The sequence below is a fragment of the Streptomyces sp. MJM8645 genome, assembly GCF_001625365.1.
In the GTDB taxonomy this organism is placed as follows: Bacteria; Actinomycetota; Actinomycetes; order Streptomycetales; family Streptomycetaceae; genus Kitasatospora.
Window position 1 is genome coordinate 4,037,045 of the sequence record NZ_LJJF01000001.1, and the last position, 17,069, is coordinate 4,054,113.

14 protein-coding genes and 1 tRNA gene are annotated in these 17,069 nt (G+C 74.5%); 9 read left to right on the forward strand and 6 right to left on the reverse strand.

What is annotated here, in order from left to right; genetic code table 11:
* Window positions 1-44: 44 nt before the first annotated feature.
* The 7 genes from recR (at window position 45) to A6F73_RS17425 (ending at window position 7,160) form a co-directional block, all read left to right on the forward strand.
* Window positions 45-644 (forward strand): recombination mediator RecR, encoded by a 600-nt coding sequence (recR, locus tag A6F73_RS17395; protein ID WP_063348650.1) that lies wholly within the window; start codon window positions 45-47, stop codon window positions 642-644.
* Entirely contained in the window at window positions 637-1,386 is a 750-nt protein-coding gene (locus A6F73_RS17400) for a DUF5063 domain-containing protein (RefSeq protein ID WP_244293422.1), read from the forward strand. Before recR ends, A6F73_RS17400 begins: the two co-directional genes overlap by 8 nt.
* Window positions 1,387-1,776: 390 nt before the next feature.
* Complete coding sequence (locus A6F73_RS17405; RefSeq protein WP_063348651.1) at window positions 1,777-3,057, forward strand: aspartate kinase; 1,281 nt, start codon at window positions 1,777-1,779, stop codon at window positions 3,055-3,057.
* A complete protein-coding gene (locus A6F73_RS17410) occupies window positions 3,054-4,133 on the forward strand; it encodes an aspartate-semialdehyde dehydrogenase (RefSeq protein ID WP_063348652.1) in 1,080 nt (359 codons plus the stop codon). The genes A6F73_RS17405 and A6F73_RS17410 overlap by 4 nt, the downstream gene beginning before the upstream one ends.
* Window positions 4,134-4,477: 344 nt before the next feature.
* Window positions 4,478-5,023, forward strand: coding sequence for a SigE family RNA polymerase sigma factor (locus tag A6F73_RS17415; protein ID WP_063348653.1), 546 nt, complete (start codon window positions 4,478-4,480; stop codon window positions 5,021-5,023).
* Entirely contained in the window at window positions 5,016-6,203 is a 1,188-nt protein-coding gene (locus A6F73_RS17420) for a hypothetical protein (protein ID WP_063348654.1), read from the forward strand. Before A6F73_RS17415 ends, A6F73_RS17420 begins: the two co-directional genes overlap by 8 nt.
* A 165-nt stretch (window positions 6,204-6,368) precedes the next feature.
* On the forward strand, window positions 6,369-7,160 hold the full coding sequence (locus A6F73_RS17425; protein ID WP_063348655.1) for an SURF1 family protein: 792 nt from the start codon (window positions 6,369-6,371) through the stop codon (window positions 7,158-7,160).
* 52 nt (window positions 7,161-7,212) lie between these two features.
* Here A6F73_RS17425 and A6F73_RS17430 read toward each other — a convergent pair whose 3' ends face one another.
* From A6F73_RS17430 to A6F73_RS17445, 4 genes are all read right to left on the reverse strand, one after another.
* The gene (locus A6F73_RS17430) at window positions 7,213-7,806 is read right to left on the reverse strand and encodes a hypothetical protein (protein ID WP_159398478.1); all 594 of its coding nucleotides are present in this window, start codon (window positions 7,804-7,806) and stop codon (window positions 7,213-7,215) included.
* The gene (locus A6F73_RS17435; RefSeq protein WP_079135764.1) at window positions 7,803-9,812 is read right to left on the reverse strand and encodes a prolyl oligopeptidase family serine peptidase; all 2,010 of its coding nucleotides are present in this window, start codon (window positions 9,810-9,812) and stop codon (window positions 7,803-7,805) included. The genes A6F73_RS17430 and A6F73_RS17435 overlap by 4 nt, the downstream gene beginning before the upstream one ends.
* A 173-nt stretch (window positions 9,813-9,985) precedes the next feature.
* Window positions 9,986-11,536, reverse strand: a complete 1,551-nt coding sequence (locus A6F73_RS17440; protein ID WP_079135765.1) for an MFS transporter — start codon at window positions 11,534-11,536, stop codon at window positions 9,986-9,988.
* 77 nt (window positions 11,537-11,613) lie between these two features.
* Window positions 11,614-11,991, reverse strand: coding sequence for a nuclear transport factor 2 family protein (locus A6F73_RS17445; RefSeq protein ID WP_063348657.1), 378 nt, complete (start codon window positions 11,989-11,991; stop codon window positions 11,614-11,616).
* Between the two features lie 192 nt (window positions 11,992-12,183).
* On the opposite strand from A6F73_RS17445, the gene A6F73_RS44035 reads away from it, so the two are divergent.
* A complete protein-coding gene (locus A6F73_RS44035; protein ID WP_063348658.1) occupies window positions 12,184-14,922 on the forward strand; it encodes a helix-turn-helix transcriptional regulator in 2,739 nt (912 codons plus the stop codon).
* 238 nt (window positions 14,923-15,160) lie between these two features.
* On the opposite strand, the gene A6F73_RS17455 is transcribed toward A6F73_RS44035, so the two are convergent.
* Window positions 15,161-15,234: transfer RNA gene (locus A6F73_RS17455), tRNA-Pro, on the reverse strand.
* 100 nt (window positions 15,235-15,334) lie between these two features.
* Window positions 15,335-16,279 (reverse strand): metallophosphoesterase, encoded by a 945-nt coding sequence (locus tag A6F73_RS17460; RefSeq protein ID WP_063348659.1) that lies wholly within the window; start codon window positions 16,277-16,279, stop codon window positions 15,335-15,337.
* A 180-nt stretch (window positions 16,280-16,459) separates the two neighbouring features.
* Here A6F73_RS17460 and A6F73_RS17465 point away from each other — a divergent pair, with 180 nt between their 5' ends.
* A complete protein-coding gene (locus A6F73_RS17465; protein ID WP_063348660.1) occupies window positions 16,460-16,915 on the forward strand; it encodes a GatB/YqeY domain-containing protein in 456 nt (151 codons plus the stop codon).
* Window positions 16,916-17,069 lie beyond the last annotated feature (154 nt).

A 17,069-nucleotide genomic window follows, 5' to 3' on the forward strand; every position in this document is an offset into this window, starting at 1 on the left:
GATGGCACCGGAGCACCACCGACCATCCGAGGGAAGGCGCGACGTTGTACGAGGGCGTGGTTCAGGACCTGATCGACGAACTGGGCAGGCTGCCCGGCGTCGGGCCCAAGAGCGCCCAGCGGATCGCCTTCCACATCCTGCAGTCCGACCCGACCGACGTGCGCCGTCTCGCGCACGCGTTGCTGGAGGTCAAGGACAAGGTCCGCTTCTGCGCGGTCTGCGGCAACGTCGCAGAGGCCGAGCAGTGCCGGGTCTGCCTGGACCCGCGCCGCGACCTCGGCGTCATCTGCGTGGTCGAGGAGTCCAAGGACGTCGTCGCCATCGAGCGCACCCGCGAGTTCCGCGGCCGCTACCACGTGCTGGGCGGCGCGATCAGCCCCATCGAGGGCGTCGGCCCGGACGACCTGCGGATCCGCGAGCTGCTGGCGCGCCTCGCGGACGGCACGGTCACCGAGCTGATCCTGGCCACCGACCCCAACCTGGAGGGGGAGGCGACCGCCACCTATCTGGCCCGGCTCTGCAAGCCGATGGGCCTGAGGGTGACCCGGCTGGCGAGCGGCCTGCCCGTCGGCGGGGATCTGGAGTACGCGGACGAGGTCACCCTCGGTCGTGCCTTCGAAGGGAGACGACTGCTCGATGTCTGACCGGACGCTCAACCAGCAGCCCCACACGCCCCACCAGCCGTCCCACGGGCAGGCCCACCAGCCGGCCCCCGGACAGCCGCACGGGGAGCCGCAGAGCCACCCCCCGCACATCCATGCGCACGGTTCGGAGCCGGACGACTTCGCCGTGCAGATCGCCGACTCGGTGGAGAGCTTCGTGCTCGCCGTCACCGAGGTCGCCAAGGGCGACGAGCCGGGCAGCGCGGTCTCGCTGCTGCTCCTGGAGGTCTCGCAGCTGCTGCTGGCCGGTGGCCGACTGGGCGCCATCGAGGACGTCGTCCCGGAGGACCGCTTCGAGCCCGACGCCGGGCCGGAGCCGGACGGCGAGCAGCTGCGCGAGCGGCTGGCCGAGCTGCTCGCGCCGATCGACGTCTACCACGAGGTCTTCGACCCGTACGGTCCGCCGGAGAAGCCGAACGCCTTCCGGATCTCGGACGACCTGGCCGGCGTGGTCGGCGAGCTGCAGCACGGGCTGACCCACTACCGCGAGGGCCGGGTCAGCGAGGCGCTGTGGTGGTGGCAGTTCTCGTACCTCTCCAACTGGGGCACGACCTGCACGGCGGTGCTGCGGGCGCTGCAGTCGCTGATCGCGCACGTCCGGCTGGACAGTCCGATCGGCGCGGTGCCGGACGGCGCCGACACCGACGACGACGGGCTCACCGACGAGCAGCTGGAGCAGCAGGCCGGCGACCTGATGGCGGCCGAGCTGGGCCTCGGGCGGTAGCACCGCTCTCCGGTGCCCGTGCCCTTCCGGCACGTCCGTGCGATTCCGGCACGCCTGAACGTCGCCCCGGCGCGCGCCGGTTTTCGGTGCGCCCCCGGCGGTCATCGGCTGATTGTGACGAATGCCTCAGCATTCCGCGCGGAAAAGAAATCCCGACGGATCGCCGTCCGTTGATCCGCCGATTCTTCGGGGCGGTGGCGAATTGCCCGCAGACCTGCCGGTGGTGCCGCCCGTTTCGCCGACCACCTGCTGAAACGGGCGTCTCATCATATGGAAAGCGCCGGTTGTGGCACCCCTGCTCGGTAGACTGGCGCCGACCGCACAGCCCCTTTTCCCCGGGGGTGCGGGGGCCTGGTGCCCCCGGAAGACGACACAAGTCGAGGAGCGCACGTGGGCCTTGTCGTGCAGAAGTACGGCGGCTCATCCGTTGCGGATGCCGAAGGCATCAAGCGCGTTGCCCGCCGAATCGTTGACGCCAAGAAGGCCGGCCATGAGGTCGTCGTCGTGGTGTCCGCAATGGGCGACACGACGGACGAGCTCATCGAACTCGCGGAGCAGGTGTCACCGCTTCCTGCCGGCCGTGAGTTCGACATGCTGCTGACCGCTGGAGAGCGCATCTCCATGGCGCTGCTGGCCATGGCGATCAAATCGCTGGGGCACGAGGCGCAGTCCTTCACGGGCAGCCAGGCCGGCGTCATCACCGACTCCGTCCACAACAAGGCGCGCATCATCGACGTGACGCCTGGTCGCATCCGCACCGCCCTGGACGAGGGCAACATCGCGATCGTGGCCGGCTTCCAGGGCGTGTCGCAGACCAGCAAGGACATCACCACGCTGGGCCGCGGCGGCTCGGACACCACCGCCGTCGCCCTCGCCGCCGCGCTCAAGGCCGAGGTCTGCGAGATCTACACCGACGTGGACGGCGTGTTCACCGCCGACCCGCGCGTGGTGGCGAAGGCCCGCAAGATCGACTGGATCGCGTACGAGGACATGCTGGAGCTGGCGTCGTCCGGCTCCAAGGTGCTGCTCGACCGCTGCGTGGAGTACGCCCGGCGCTACAACATCCCGATTCACGTACGCTCGTCCTTCTCGGGTCTTCCCGGGACGATCGTCAGCAACGAGAACCCGCACAAGCCCGAAGGGGGCGAGATGGAGCAGGCCATCATCTCCGGAGTCGCCCACGACACGTCCGAGGCCAAGGTCACGGTCGTCGGCGTGCCCGACAAGCCGGGCGAGGCGGCCCGGATCTTCCGCGCCATCGCGGATGCCGAGGTCAACATCGACATGGTGGTGCAGAACGTCTCCGCCGCGTCGACCGGGCTGACCGACATCTCCTTCACCCTGCCCAAGGCGGAGGGCCAGAAGGCCATCGACGCGCTCGGCCGGGTCAAGGAGGGCATCGGCTACGAGTCGCTGCGCTACGACGACGCGATCGGCAAGATCTCCCTGGTCGGCGCGGGCATGCGCTCCAACCCGGGCGTCACCGCCGCCTTCTTCGAGGCGCTGTCCGCCGCGGGCGTCAACATCGAGCTGATCTCCACCTCGGAGATCCGCATCTCGGTCGTCACCCGCGCCGAGGACGTGCCGGAGGCCGTCCGCGCCGTGCACAGCGCCTTCGGACTGGACAGCGAGACGGACGAGGCCGTCGTCTACGGAGGCACCGGGCGATGACCCGGCGGCCGAACCTCGCCGTCGTCGGCGCCACCGGCGCGGTCGGCGAGGTGCTGCTCGGCCTGCTCTCCCTGCGCCAGGACGTCTGGGGCGAGATCCGACTCGTCGCCTCCCCGCGTTCGGCCGGCCGCAAGCCGGTCGTGCGCGGGGTGCCGGTCGAGGTCGTCCCGCTGGCCGAGGAGGCCTTCGAGGGGATCGACGTCGCCGTGTTCGCCGTCCCCGACGAGGTCTCCGCCCAGTGGGCGCCGATCGCGGCCGCCAAGGGCGTCGTGGTGGTCGACGACTCCGCCGCCTTCCGTACCGCCGAGGACGTGCCGCTGGTCGTCCCCGAGGTCAACGCGGCCGCGCTGCGGCTGCGCGCCCGCGGCATCGTCGCCAGCCCCGCCAGCACCACCCTCGCGATGATCGCGGCCCTCGGCGCCCTGCACGCCGAGTACGGGCTCGCCCAACTCGTCGTCGCCTCCTACCAGGCCGCCTCCGGCGAAGGCCGGATCGGCGAGGCGGCGCTGCGCGAGCAGACCGCCCTGGTGGCCGGCACCGAGGTCGGCCGACAGGCCGGCGACCTGCGCGCGGTGATCGCCGACCACGGGCCGTTCGCCGCCCCGCTCGCGCTCAACGCGGTGCCCTGGACCGGCTCCCTGGTGGACGGCGGCTGGTCCTCCGAGGAGGTCGGCATCCGCGCCGAGGCCCGCAAGATCCTCGGCCTGCCCGCCCTCAAGGTCTCCGCGACCTGCGTCCGCATCCCGGTCGTCCGCACCCACGCGCTGGCCGTGCACGCGCTCTTCGAACGCGAGGTCACCCAGGAGCACGCGCAGCAGATCCTCCGCGACGCCCCCGGGGTCGTGCTGTACGACGACCCGGCGGCCGGCGAGTTCCCCACGCCGAACGATGTGGTCGGGACGGACCCGGTCTGGGTCGGGCGGGTGCGCCGGGCCCTCGACGAGCCGGCCGCGCTCGACCTCTTCCTCTGCGGCGACAACCTGCGCAAGGGCGCGGCGCTCAACCTGCTGCAGATCGCGGAACTGGTGGCCGGTGAGCTGACGGTGACACAGGAAGGCGCGCCGGAAGAGGCGTAGGAGGAAGCGCAGGGGGAGGCCCGGGAAGAGGCCTGGCAGGAGGCCCGGGAGAGACCCTGGAAGGCCTGGAGCCGCCCGCTCCCGGGCCCGTCCGGCCCCCGATCCGGGGAGGGCGTGTCCGCTCCTCGACACAATCTGTCCGGAATCCCGATGGAATCCCCTGGAGGCCTCTTCCGCCGATGCGGAAGAATGGCCCCCGGGCTGGGCAACCATGACAGGGGATCGAGTGTCCAACGGGCGTGGCGAACGTGATGGTGGGAGCAGGGGCGGGCATCCCGGCGAGATCCGTGGTGGCCTTCCCCTCGCGCGCCCCGTGGCCGGCGAGTAGGCCGGAAGACGACCAGATGACCGCGGTCGCACCCGGTGCGGCGGGCTCCGGTGCCGGTACCGACGCGGGTACCAGCGAGGACCTGCTCACCGAGACCTACCAGGCCCACTACGGCTCCCTGCTGCGGCTCGCCGCGCTGCTCCTGGACGACCTCTCGACCTGCGAGGACGTCGTCCAGGAGGCGTTCATCCGGGTGCACGCCGCCCGGCGCCGGGTCCGCGAGCCCGAGAAGACCCTGGCCTACCTGCGGCAGACCGTCGTCAACCTGTCCCGCTCGACCCTGCGCCGACGGATCCTCGGCCTGCGCCTGCTACCCAAGCCCATGCCTGACATGGCCAGTGCAGAAGAAGGCGCTTACGATGCGCTGGAGCGCGACCAGTTGAAGGCCGCGCTGCGTGGTCTGCAACGCCGTCAGCGGGAGGTTCTGGTGCTGCGTTACTTCGTGGACATGACGGAGGCGCAAGTCGCCGAGACCCTCGGCATCTCGCTCGGATCGGTGAAGGCCTACGGCTCGCGCGGACTCGCCGCCCTGCGCACCCAGATGGAGGCCGGACATGGCTGACGGCGCCGGGCGGCGACCCTCGGGCGGTGAGGGCGACGGGCTCTCCGCCGAGGAACGCAGCGTCCGCGACCTGATGCGCGGCGCCGTCGCCGGCATCCAGCCCGAACCCGGCGGCCTGCCGCGGATCCGGTACGCCGTACCCCGCCGCCGGGCCGCCCGGCGCGGAGCCTGGACCGGCGCCGCCGCCCTCGCCGTCGCCGTCGCCGTCGCCCTGCCCGCCCTGCACGACGGGGAGCACCTCGGACTGTCCGGCGGCCCCGGCTCGGCCGCCGCCAGCAGCCCGGCCGCCGCCGCCCCGACCGGCACCAGGACCGGCAGCGCCCCCGGCACCGGCACACCTTCGCGGCCCGGCCCCAGCGGCACCGGCGACACCGCGTCGCCCTCCGGCACCCCCACCGCCTCACCCAGCCCCGGCGCCAGCACCACCCGCGCCGACGGCACCACCGCCCCGCCCGCCCCCGCCGCCAGCACCGGCGACAGCCCGATCACCCCGCTCTGCGCCCGGGCCGACCTCGGCCAGGGCGGCGCACAGGTCGGCCCGGCCGCCGCCGACGGCCGGATCCACGGCTCGTTCACCGTGTACAACGTCTCCGGCCGCAGCTGCCGGCTCGGCGGCCCCGGCGCCGTCGCCGTCACGGCGGTGAGCGGCACCGACCGCAGCCGCGTGCGCACCGCCGACCACGCCGCCGGCGACCCGGCCGGCGACCTGCCCGCGATGGACGCGGAGCCCCCCGTCCTCGCCCCGCAGGCCGGCTACCGGGTGCCGTTCGCCTGGGTCCCCGACCGGACCTGCCCCACCCCCGGCGCCAGCACCGCCAGCACCGGGCCCACCAGCCAGGGAGGCGCCAACCCGGCCGTCGGCGCCTCCCAGGCCCCCGCCGCCGCCACCGGTGCGGCCCCGGCGGCCTCGGACGCCTCGGCGGCCCCCAGCACCAACCCCCAGGCCAGCTCGTCCCCCAGCGCCGGGCCCACCAACGCCCCCAGCTCCACCCCCACCCCGACCGGCAGCCCCACCACCGCGCCGGCCACCGCGACCATCGCCCACACCCCCGCCCCCGGCAGCCCTGCCGTTGCCACCGCCACCTTCGCCGTGGCCTGCGGCGGCACCCTCTACCGCGGTGGCGTCCAGGCGGTGGGCGCACCGGCGCCGCAGCCGTCGGACACGCCCCCGGCGGGCTGACGGGCTTCGCGCTCCGGCGGTGGTCGGGGCGGGCTGTCGGCGGGCGGTCGGGGTCGGGCGGTCGGGGTCGGACGGGCGACCAGCCGGGCCGTCGGGGCCGATGGCGGACCCCTATGGCGGACCCCTGCGGCCGGGACGGGTGTGAGGAGTGGTTACCGTGGGGGTGTGTACCGGTTCCTCCTGACTCCGCGCTGGCTCGGCGGCACCGCGCTGGCCGTCGCGGCCGTGGCGGTGTGCGTCTGGCTGGGCTCCTGGCAGCTCGGCCGGTTCGAGGACCGGTTCTCGTCGCACCAGGAGACCAAGCAGACCGTCACCGCTTCGAGTGATGTGCGGCCGATCGACGACCTGCTCAACCAGGCCACCCCGCAGGTGACCACCGAGACCGTCGGCAAGCCCGTCACCGTGACCGGCAGCTACGACGCGGAGCACCAGCTCCTCGTCCCGAACCGGGTGGTCGACGGCAAGCAGGGCTACTACGTGCTCACCCCGCTGCGCACCGCCGACGGCCGGTTCGCCGCCGTGGTCCGCGGCTGGGCGCCCGGCGCGCCCGCCGAGGGCGCGTCCGTGGCCGCGCCGCCGCCTCCCGGCCAGGTGACCGTCACCGGGCGGTTGCAGGCCGGTGAGTCCAGTGGCAGCAACGGCGCCGTGGCGGGCGGTCTGCCGGCCGGTCAGCTCGGCACGGTCAACCGGGCGGCGCTGCTCAACGCGCTCGCGTACGACGGCTGGTACGACGGCTGGGTGGCCGCCGACGCGGTGTCGGCCGGGCTGACCCCGGTGCCGACGGTCCAGCCGCAGGGCGGCGACGGGCTCACCCTGCGGGCGTTCCAGAACCTCGGCTACACCCTGGAGTGGTTCGTCTTCGGGGGCTTCGTCATCTTCATGTGGTTCCGCCTGGTGCGCCGCGAGGGGGAGGCGGAGCAGGACCGGGCCCTCGGACTGGACCCGGTCCTCGACTGACCTCCGCGGTTCGGCGCCCCTGCTCGGCCCGCCCTTGCTCGGCCGGCCCGCCTCAGCGGGTTGGCTTGCCGGGAGCGGGTGGAGCGGGTGGAGCGGATGGGGCGGACGGCAGGGTCGGGACGACCGGTGCGGTCGTCGGCTTCCCGGGCGCCGTCGGGGAGGACGGCACCGGCGTCGGTGACCCGGTGAACGCCGGCTCGTCGTGGCACCGGCCGTGGCCGCCGCTCACGTCGTCGTTCGAGTCGTAATGGTCGATGTGGTGGTGCACGGTGCGCCCGGTCTTCGTCCCCTTGGAGCCGGAGCCCTTGGAGCCGGAACCCTTCGACCCGGACGAGCCCTTCGACCCGCTGGATCCCTTGGCGAGCTGGACCGCGTCCTCGCCCGCCGCAGGCGCGTACGCCGCTCGGGCGACGGCGGCCCCCGGCCCAGCCGCGTTCGGCCCCGCCGCGCTCGCGCGGGTCGCGGTGGCGGCCGGTGCGGTTGGTGCGGCTGCTGGGGTCGGTGCGGCCGTGGTCGGCGTGGGGCTGGGCACCGCGGGGCCGGCCGGGGGCGGGCAGGCGGCCTCGGCGCCGTGCCCGCCCGAGCAGCCGGTGAGCACCAGGGCCCCGGCCACCGCCACTCCCGCGAGCGTCAGCAGACGCCTCACACCGTCTCCCCGTCGCCAGCCCTGTCGTCAGCCCCGGTCCCGGTTCCGGCCTCGGTTCCGGTCCCGGCCTCCGACGCCGCGGCGAGGTGCCGTCGGACGAAGTCGATCTCCAGCCGCAGCTGCTTGATCCGCTCCTCCACCACCAGCGACCCGTGCCCGGCGTCGTACCGGTAGACCTCGTGCGGCTTGCCCGACTGCTCCAGCCGCTCGACGTAGTTCTCGATCTGCCGGATCGGGCAGCGCGGGTCGTTGACCCCGGCGCTGATGTAGACCGGCACCCGCACCTGCTCGACGTAGCTGAGCGGCGAGGAGGCGGTGAAGCGCTCCGGGACCTCCTCCGGGGTGCCGCCGAAGAGGGTGCGGTCCAGCGACTTGAGCGCCTCCATCTCGTCGGCGTACGCGGTGTGATAGTCCGCGACGGGTACGGCGGCGACGCCCAGCGTCCAGCTGTCCGGCTGGACGCCGATGCCCAGCAGGGTCAGGTAGCCGCCCCAGCTGCCGCCGGTGAGCACCAGCCGGCGCGGGTCGGCGAGGCCGCCGGCGACCGCCCACTCCCGGACGGCCGCGATGTCCTCCAGCTCGATCAGGCCGACCCGCTCGTGCAGGGCGTCGGTCCAGGCCTGGCCGTAGCCGGTGGAGCCGCGGTAGTTGACCCGGACCACCGCGAAGCCGTGGTCCAGCCAGGCGGCCGGGCCGGCGGCGAAGGAGTCGCTGTCGTGGTGGGTGGGGCCGCCGTGGATCTCGAACACGGTCGGGAAGGGGCCCTCGCCCGCCCCGGTCGGACGCTGCACCAGGGCGTGCACCCGCCCGCCGGGCCCGTCCACCCAGACGTCCTCGACCGGGACGGAGCCGGGCGGCACCGCGCCGGGCGCCCGCAGCACGACCGTCCCGGCGGTGGAGCGGACGGCGGAGGGCTCGGCGGCGGAGGACCACAGGTACTCGACGGTGCCGTCCGGACGGGCGGTGGCGCCGCCGACGGTGCCGCGCGGGGTGTCCAGCCGGGTCAGTCGACCGTCGGCGAGCGTGTACGAGAACAGTTCGCTGCGCGCCTCGTACTCGTGCTCGACGAGCAGCGCCTCGGCGCCGGGGCACCACTGCGCGGAGACGTCGCCGGGCAGCTCGCGCCCCTGCTCGTCGCGCAGCGGCAGTGCGGTCTCGGCGCCGGTGACGACGTCCCAGATCATCGGCTCCCAGCGGCCGGTGCGCTGGTGGGCCACCAGCAGCCGGGTGTCGCCGTCGACCGGGGCGAAGCCGAGGCAGGCGACGCCGCGCGGCTCGTCCCGGCCGGTCACCTCGTCGAGTTCGGCGACGGTTTCGACGGTTTCGGCGGGCTCTACGGGCTCTACGGGCTCTACGGGCGCTACGGGCTTGCTCGTCGTGCCGCTCGTGCCGCTCGTGCCGCTCGCGCCGTCGGAGAGGCGGACGATCCGGATCGCGGAGTGCATCGCGTCGCCGTGCTCGGTGTGGTCGATGGCGAGCAGTGTGCCGTCGTAGCTGAGGTCGCCGACGCCGCCGTACTCCGCGTGCCGGTAGATCTCGACGGCCTCGGCCGCGCCGGGGCGGCGCAGGTGCAGGGTGGTGCCGTCCTCGTCGGTGGAACGTCCGACGACCACCGTGCCGTCGCGGCCGAGCGCCAGGCCGGCCGAGTAGGAGGGGGCGAGGCCGGGCACGGCCTCCTCGTCGGTGGTGCCGGCGCTGCGGTCCGCGGGCCCGCCGGCGAAGGGCTGGCGGCGCCAGACGCCGAACTCGTCGCCGTCGTGGTCGTCGAACCACCACACCCAGGAGCCGTCGGGGGACAGCTCGGCGTCGGTGGTGCCGTTCGGCCGGTCGGTGACCTGCCGGTGGGTGCCGGTGACCCGGTCCCAGGCGTAGACCTCGTAGGTGCCGGTCGCGTTGGACACGTACAGCGCCCGGTCGGGGGCGTCCTCGGCCCAGTCGGGGAGTGACACCCGTGCTGCCCTGAACCGCTGCTCCCACGCCGGTACGGCGCTCTTCTCCTCGCTCATCCGACCATCCAACCCGATCGGGGGGACAGAACGGAACGGGCGGGGGACGGAACGGGGCGGGCGGGTGGCCGCAGCTCACCCGCCCGCCCCACTCGCCCCGTCCCTCCCGCCTGTTCCCGGGAGCCCGTCCGCTTCTGTGAGCCCGCCTGCTCCTGCGCGCCCGCTCGGTCCCGCTAGCCCTTCCGCGGCAGCAGTCGGACCAGGCCCACCAGCACCAGCTCCAGCACCGCCAGCGCCGTCACGCTGCGGCCGAACGCGGCCGCCGGGTCGCCTCCGCCGTAGTAGAGCAGGCCGATCAGCGCGATGCCCAGCGCCCCGCCGACCTGCTGCACGGTGGCCAGCACCCCGGCGGCCGAGCCGACCAGCTGGGGCTCGACCCCGGCCAGCACCACGGAGGTCACCGGGGCGATCACCAGGCCCATCCCCAGGCCGTCCACGAACAGCCCCGGCGTCAGCCACCACACGCTCCCGCCCGGCGCGCCGTACACCGCGAGGGCGAGCAGGCCCAGCCCGACGGCCATCAGCAGCCCGCCGACGCCGATCGTCCGGGCCCCGCCGAGCCGGGCGGCGACGCGGTGGGTGGCGTTGGAGGTGAGCAGGTAGCCGAGGCCGATCGCCGTGAACACCAGCCCGGCGCCGAGCGCGTCCAGGCCGCGGCCCAGCTGGAGGTACAGGGCGAGCACCAGGAAGAAGGACGCCTGGCCGAGCCAGAAGGCGAGCTGGGCGAGCAGACCGGCGCCGAAGGCCCTGGTCCGGAACAGCCGGGTGTCGACCAGCGGGGCGGCGGAGCCGGGGCCGGAGTCGCTGCCGGAACCGGTGGCGGTGGCGGTGGCGCGGGTCCGGGTGCGGTGCTGATGCACCACGAAGCCGGCCAGCAGGGCGACCGCGCCGCCCAGGCAGAGCCAGGTCCACAGCGGCCAGCCCTGTGCGGGGCCCTGGATCAGCGGCAGCACCAGGGCGGTCAGCGCGGTGGTGACCAGCAGCACGCCCACCGGGTCCAGGCCCGGCCGTTGCGGGGCGCGCGACTCCGGCAGGCAGCGGCGGACCAGGGCCAGGGCGGCCAGACCGATCGGGAGGTTGATCAGGAAGCAGCTGCGCCAGCCGAGTCCGAAGAGGTCCGCCCGGATCAGCAGCCCGCCGATCAACTGGCCGAACACCGCGCCGACGCCCATGGTCAGCCCGTACCGGGCGAAGGCCCGCGCCTGCGCCGCGCCGCTGAACGCCGTCCGCAGGATCGCCAGCACCTGCGGGCCCATCAGCGCCGCCGCCAGGCCCTGTACCACCCGGGCGCCGACCAGTGCGGCGGCGGTGGGGGCGAGGCCGCAGCCCGCGGAGGCGAGGGTGAACAGGGCCAGGCCGAGCCCGAACACCCGGCGCCGGCCGTACCGGTCGCCGAGCCGGCCGGCGGTGACCAGGCCGGCGGCGAGGGCCAGGCTGAATCCGGCGATCACCCACTGGACGGCGGCCGGTCCGGCGCCCAGGTCGGCCTGGACGGACGGGACGGCGACGTTGACGACGAAGAAGTCGAGGGCGGTCATGAAGGTGGCGGTCAGGACGACCGCCAGCAGGCCGCGCGGGGCGCCGGCCGCCGCCTCGACCTCCGGCGCGGTGGTGCTCGCGGTGGTGCTCGCAGTGTTGCTCGCGGCGCCGGGCGCACTGTCGGTTGCATTGCCGGTCGCGGTCGCGGTCGCGGTCGATGGGCGGGCGGTCAGGGCGGAGCTCATCTCGGCTTCTCCTCAGTGGGGTTGGGGGGAGTGGGTCGGGGGCGGTGGGGGTCGCCCCCGACCCGTCCGGCCTGCCGTCAGGCGCCCGGGACGCGGTCCAGGAAGCCGTACACCGAGCCGATCCGCCCGTCCGGCGAGGCCACCAGGACGTCGAAGCCGATCACCACCGGCTCGGCGCCGGCCGGCCCGAGGTTCCAGGTGAACCGGGCGATGTCGTGGTGCGCGTCCACCGGTCCGAGGGTGAACTCCAGTCCGGGGAACTGGGCCTGGGCCGCGCCGATCAGCGCGTCGATCGCGTCCCGGCCGGCGACGGCGGCCAGCGGGTCGGTGTACCGGCCGTCCGCGGCCCACACCTCGTCGATCAGCTTGCGGCGGGCGGCCGGGTCGGTCTCGTTCCAGACCGCGAGGTAGCGCTCGGCGAGCTGCTGGAGGGCGGTGGCGGTGATCTCGGTCATGGTCTTCTCCCGTGTCCCGGTGGGTGGTTGAGCGGCTCGTTCCCGCTGCTCACCAAGGTAGGGACGGGCCGGCGCGGGCGAATCGGTCACGTATCGGCATGGGGGTACGTAGCGTCCGGCGGGGGGTACGTAGGTGTGCTCGGCGGGCCCGCCCGTACCTGCGGCCGGGAGGGCCTCGGTAGGGTCGGGGGCATGCTGTACGGGAGGGAACACGAACAGTCCGTCGTGGCGGGACTGTTGGACGCGGCAAGCGAAGGCCGCAGCGGGGTGCTGCTGCTCCGGGGCGAGCCCGGGATCGGCAAGACCGCGCTGCTGGACCACGCCGTCGGGCGGGCGGGCGAGGCGTTCCGGGTGATCAGGGCGGCGGGCGTCGAGTACGAGGCGGAACTGCCCTTCGCCGGGCTGAGCCTGCTGCTCGCACCCGGCCTCGACCGGCTGCACGCCCTGCCCGGGCCGCAACGGCGGGCCCTGGAGGCGGCGTTCGGGCTCGCCGAGGAACGCGCCCCGGCCGACCGGCTGCTGGTCGGGCTCGCCACCCTCGGACTGCTCGCCGAACTCGCCACCGAACAGCCCCTGTTGTGCATCGTCGACGACGCACAGTGGCTGGACGACGCCTCCCTCGACGCCCTGCTGCTGGCCGCCCGCCGACTCCAGGCCGAAGGAGTCGCCCTGCTGCTCGCCGCCCGCACCGGCGGCGCCGCACCGGAACTCCCGACCACGGGCTTCCCCGAGCTCCGACTGACCGGCCTGCCCGAGCCCGACGCCGCCCGGCTCCTGGACCACCGGGCCGGCCCCGACCTGCCCGCCGCCGTCCGCGAGCGGCTGCTCGTCGAGGCGGCCGGCAACCCGCTCGCCCTCACCGAACTCCCCATCGCCACCGGGGCGCAGGCGAACACCCCCGGCTCGCCGGCACCCGCGACCGGCGGCCTGCCGCTCACCAGCCGGCTGCTGATCGCCTTCCACGGCCAGGTCACCGGCCTGCCCCCGGCCACCCAGACCCTCCTGCTGGTCGCCGCCGCCGAGGAGACCGGCGAACTCGACGTCGTCCTGCCCGCCGCGGCCGCCCTCGGCGTCCCCGCCGAACACCTCGGCCCCGCCGAGGAATCGGGCCTGGCGAGCGTCACCCCCGACCGCCGGATCGCCTTCCGCCACCCGCTCCTGCGCACCGCCATCCTGCAACGCGCCCCGCACCACCAGCGACTGACGATCCACCAGGCCATCGCCGGAGTGCTGCCGGACGGCGACCGCCGCACCTGGCACCAGGCCCACGCCGCCACCGCCCCCGACGCCGCCCTCGCCGACGCGCTGGAACGCACCGCCGTCCGCGCCGAGGCCCGCGGCGCCCACGGCGGCGCCGCCGCCGCGTACGAGCGGGCCGCCCGGCTCACCCCGGACCGCGACGCCGCCACCCGCCGCCTCGTCCTGGCCGCCGAAGCCGCCACCGAAGAAGGGAAGTTGGCGCAGGCCGAGACACTCGCCGACGAGGCCGGGGCCCGCACCGACAACCCCCTGGCACACGCCCTGCTCGACCAGGTCAGGGCCACCGCGCACTTCTGGCGCGGCTCCTACCCGACCGCCTACCGGCTGCTGCTCGACGCCGCCGGCACCGCCATCGAGGCGCCGCACGCCGCCCGGATGCTGTTCCAGGCCTTCCACACCGCCTGGTACGCGGGCGAGGAACCGGTGATCGCCGTCCTCGACCGGCTGGCCGCGCTACCGCTCGCCGACGACAACCCGCTCACCCCGCTCGCCCGCCACCTGCCCGCCGCCGTACTGCCCGCCCTCGGCCGGCCCGCACCGCAGCCCCCCGCCGCCCGCGACACCGCCGCGGCAGCCCGCAAGGCCGGCGCCGAAACCCCCGTCGACCTCGTCCAACTCTGCGGCGCCACCCTCATCCTCGGCCGCGACGACGAGACCGCCGAACTCGGCGGCGAACTCGTCGCCGAAGCCCGCGCCAAGGGCACCATCGGCGTGATGCCCACCCTCCAGTTCTTCCTCGCCGAGGCCGAACTCTTCCACGGCCGCCACCGCGACGCCGAAGTCACCGCCACCGAAGCCCTCGCCCTCGCCCGCGACACCGGCCAGCACCAGTGGACCAGCCAACTCACCGCGCTCCTCGCCTACCTGGCCGCCCTCGACGGTGACACCGACCGCTGCACCCGGCTCACCGCCGAATCCCTCGCCACCACCGGCCCGCAGACCGCCGCCCCCGCCGCCGGCCGACCCTGGGCCCACTGGGCACTGGCCCTGCTCGACCTCGGCCACGGCCGCGCCGGCGACGCCGCCGACCGGCTGCACACCCTCACCACCGGCCCCCACCGGCACCACGTCAGCGCCACCCGGGCCGTCCCCGACCTGGTCGAAGCCACCGTCCGGTTCGGCACCCCCGAACGCTCCGCCGAACCCTACGAACGCTTCGCCCGCTGGAGCGCCGCCGCCGACCGCCCCTGGACCGAAGCGCTCCGGCTCCGCTGCCAGGCCCTGCTCGGCCCCGACGAACTCGCCGAACCGGCCTACCGCGCCGCCCTCGACCTCCACGAAGGCACCCACCGCCCCTTCGAGCAGGCCCGCACCGCCCTCCTCTACGGCGAATGGCTGCGCCGCTCCCGCCGCCGCACCGACGCCCGCCCCCACCTGCGTGCCGCCCTCGAAACCTTCGAACGCCTCGCCGCCCACCCCTGGGCCGCCCGCGCCCGCACCGAACTCACCGCCACCGGCACCCCGGCCCCCACCAGCAGCCCCACCGGCACCCCCGACTCCCCCCTCACCCCCCAGGAACTCCAGATCACCCGCCTGGCCGCCCAAGGCCTCACCAACCGCGAGATCGCCGCCCAACTCTTCCTCAGCCCCCGCACCATCGCCCACCACCTCTACAAGGCGTACCCCAAACTCCACATCACCTCCCGCACCGACCTCCCCACCACCCTCTGACACCCCCACCCACACCAAAGGGCCCTCCCGAAACACCTCCGGCAGGGCCCTGATCTCCACTCGCGGGGGCTGCCCCCACCTTCGCCGTCGGCCCAGATCCCGGGAAACTCCGCACGGGCTGCGGCACAGGCGGGCGCTCCACACTGAGGCACGGTCACTCAGTCGGTCACGTACAACGTCGGTCACGCACAACGCCAGAGGGCCCACCGGATTTCTCCGATGGGCCCTCTGTGCTGGGTCGGGGTGGCGGGATTTGAACCCACGGCCTCTTCGTCCCGAACGAAGCGCGCTACCAAGCTGCGCCACACCCCGGTCCTGCGGTTTGTTGCTCCGTCTCCTTCGCAACGAGTAGAACTCTACCGGACGCTCGCCGAGACACGAAATCCGGTTCTTGGCGGGCGTCCGGTGCAGGTCAGCGGGGGGCCGGGGTGAGGGTGAGGAGGGTGGCCTCGGGGGGGCAGGCGAAGCGGACGGGGGTGTAGCGGTTGGTGCCGCAGCCGGCGGAGACGTGGAGGTAGGAGCGGCGGCCGCCGGCCTGGTGGGTGGAGAGGCCCTTGACCCGTCGGGCGTCGAGGTCGCAGTTGGTGACCAGGGCGCCGTAGAAGGGGATGCAGAGCTGGCCGCCGTGGGTGTGGCCGGCCAGGATCAGCGGGTAGCGGTCGGCGGTGAAGGCGTCGAGGACGCGCAGGTAGGGGGCGTGGACGACGGCGAGGGAGAGGTCGGCGTCGGGGGAGGGGCCGCCGGCGACCTCGCTGTAGCGGTCGCGGCGGATGTGCGGGTCGTCGAGGCCGGTGAATTCGAGGTCGAGGCCGTCGATGGTGAGCCGGCCGCGGGTGTTGGTGAGGTCGAGCCAGCCGGCCGCGTCGAAGCCGTCGCGGAGCTTCTCCCACGGGTTGTGGACGGCGTCGGTGATGCCGCGGCGGCCGGTGCCGTCGGCGTTGTTGAGGCCGTGGGCGCCGCTGCGCATCGCCTGGAGGTAGCGGGCCGGGTTCTTGCGGGCCGGGCCGTAGTAGTCGTTGGAGCCGAAGACGTAGACGCCGGGGAAGTCCATGAGGGGCCCGAGCGCGTCCAGGGCGGCGGGGACGCCGAGGGGGTCGGAGAGGTTGTCGCCGGTGTTGACGACGAGGTCGGGGCGCAGGCCGGCGAGGCTCTGCAGCCAGCGCTGCTTCTTGCCCTGCCCGCTCACCATGTGGATGTCGGAGACCTGCAGTACCCGGATGGGCCGGGCGCCGTGGGGCAGGACGGGGACCTCGACCCGGCGGAGCCGGAAGGAACGGACCTCGTACCCGACGGAGTAGGCGAGGCAGGCGGCGCCGGCGGCGGCGAAGCCGAGGGGAACGGAGTACAGCGGTCGCATCGCTCCATGCTCTCAGACGGTGGATCAGCCGGTGAACGTCCGGTGGCCGTGCGCGGATGCGGGGCCACCGGCGGGTCGGCCACGTGCCGGCGGGTCCGCTGCGTGCCGGTGGCCCCGGTGTCTGCCGACGGGCCGGTTAATGGCAAGCGACCGAACGCCGCAGGTGGGAGACTCGGGGCCATGACGACGCTCAAGGCGAAGCTGCACGAGGACCTCACGGCCGCGATCAGGGACCGGGACGAGCTGCGCTCGTCCACCATCCGGCTCACGCTGGCCGCCGTCACCAGCGAGGAGGTGGCGGGTAAGGCGAAGCGCGAGCTGTCCGATGACGAGGTGCTGAAGGTGATCGGCCGCGAGGCGAAGAAGCGCCGGGAGGCGGCGGAGGCGTTCGACACCGCGGGCCGGGTGGAGCAGGCGGCCCGGGAGCGTTTGGAGGGCGAGGTGCTGGCGGGGTACCTGCCCAAGCAGCTCTCCGACGAGGAGCTGACCGCGATCGTGGCGGCCGCCGTCGCCGAGAGCGGGGCGGCCGGTCCGCAGGCGATGGGCGCCGTGATGAAGCTGGTGAAGCCGAAGGTGGACGGCCTGGCGGAGGGCGGCCGGGTGGCCGCCGCGGTGAGGGCGGCGCTGACGGGCTGAGCCCCGCCGCCAGACCCGAAGGCCAGAAGGGTGCCGGTGGCCAGGGCCCGAAGGTCCAGGGCCCGGATGGCACCGTCGGCCAAGCCCGAAGGGGCGCCCTCCGAGAGTGATCTCGGAGGGCGCCCCTTCGTCGTGTCGTGCCTGGGCCGGGGGC

Bases quoted from the DNA above. Each gene is read 5' to 3' on its own strand.
- A6F73_RS17400 (WP_244293422.1), top strand. From the start codon at position 637: ATGTCTGACCGGACGCTCAACCAGCAGCCCCACACGCCCCACCAGCCG.
- A6F73_RS17410 (WP_063348652.1), top strand. From the start codon at position 3,054: ATGACCCGGCGGCCGAACCTCGCCGTCGTCGGCGCCACCGGCGCGGTC.
- A6F73_RS17415 (WP_063348653.1), top strand. From the start codon at position 4,478: ATGACCGCGGTCGCACCCGGTGCGGCGGGCTCCGGTGCCGGTACCGAC.
- A6F73_RS17420 (WP_063348654.1), top strand. From the start codon at position 5,016: ATGGCTGACGGCGCCGGGCGGCGACCCTCGGGCGGTGAGGGCGACGGG.
- A6F73_RS17435 (WP_079135764.1), bottom strand. From the start codon at position 9,812: ATGAGCGAGGAGAAGAGCGCCGTACCGGCGTGGGAGCAGCGGTTCAGG.
- A6F73_RS17440 (WP_079135765.1), bottom strand. From the start codon at position 11,536: ATGAGCTCCGCCCTGACCGCCCGCCCATCGACCGCGACCGCGACCGCG.
- A6F73_RS17445 (WP_063348657.1), bottom strand. From the start codon at position 11,991: ATGACCGAGATCACCGCCACCGCCCTCCAGCAGCTCGCCGAGCGCTAC.
- A6F73_RS44035 (WP_063348658.1), top strand. From the start codon at position 12,184: ATGCTGTACGGGAGGGAACACGAACAGTCCGTCGTGGCGGGACTGTTG.
- A6F73_RS17460 (WP_063348659.1), bottom strand. From the start codon at position 16,279: ATGCGACCGCTGTACTCCGTTCCCCTCGGCTTCGCCGCCGCCGGCGCC.
- A6F73_RS17465 (WP_063348660.1), top strand. From the start codon at position 16,460: ATGACGACGCTCAAGGCGAAGCTGCACGAGGACCTCACGGCCGCGATC.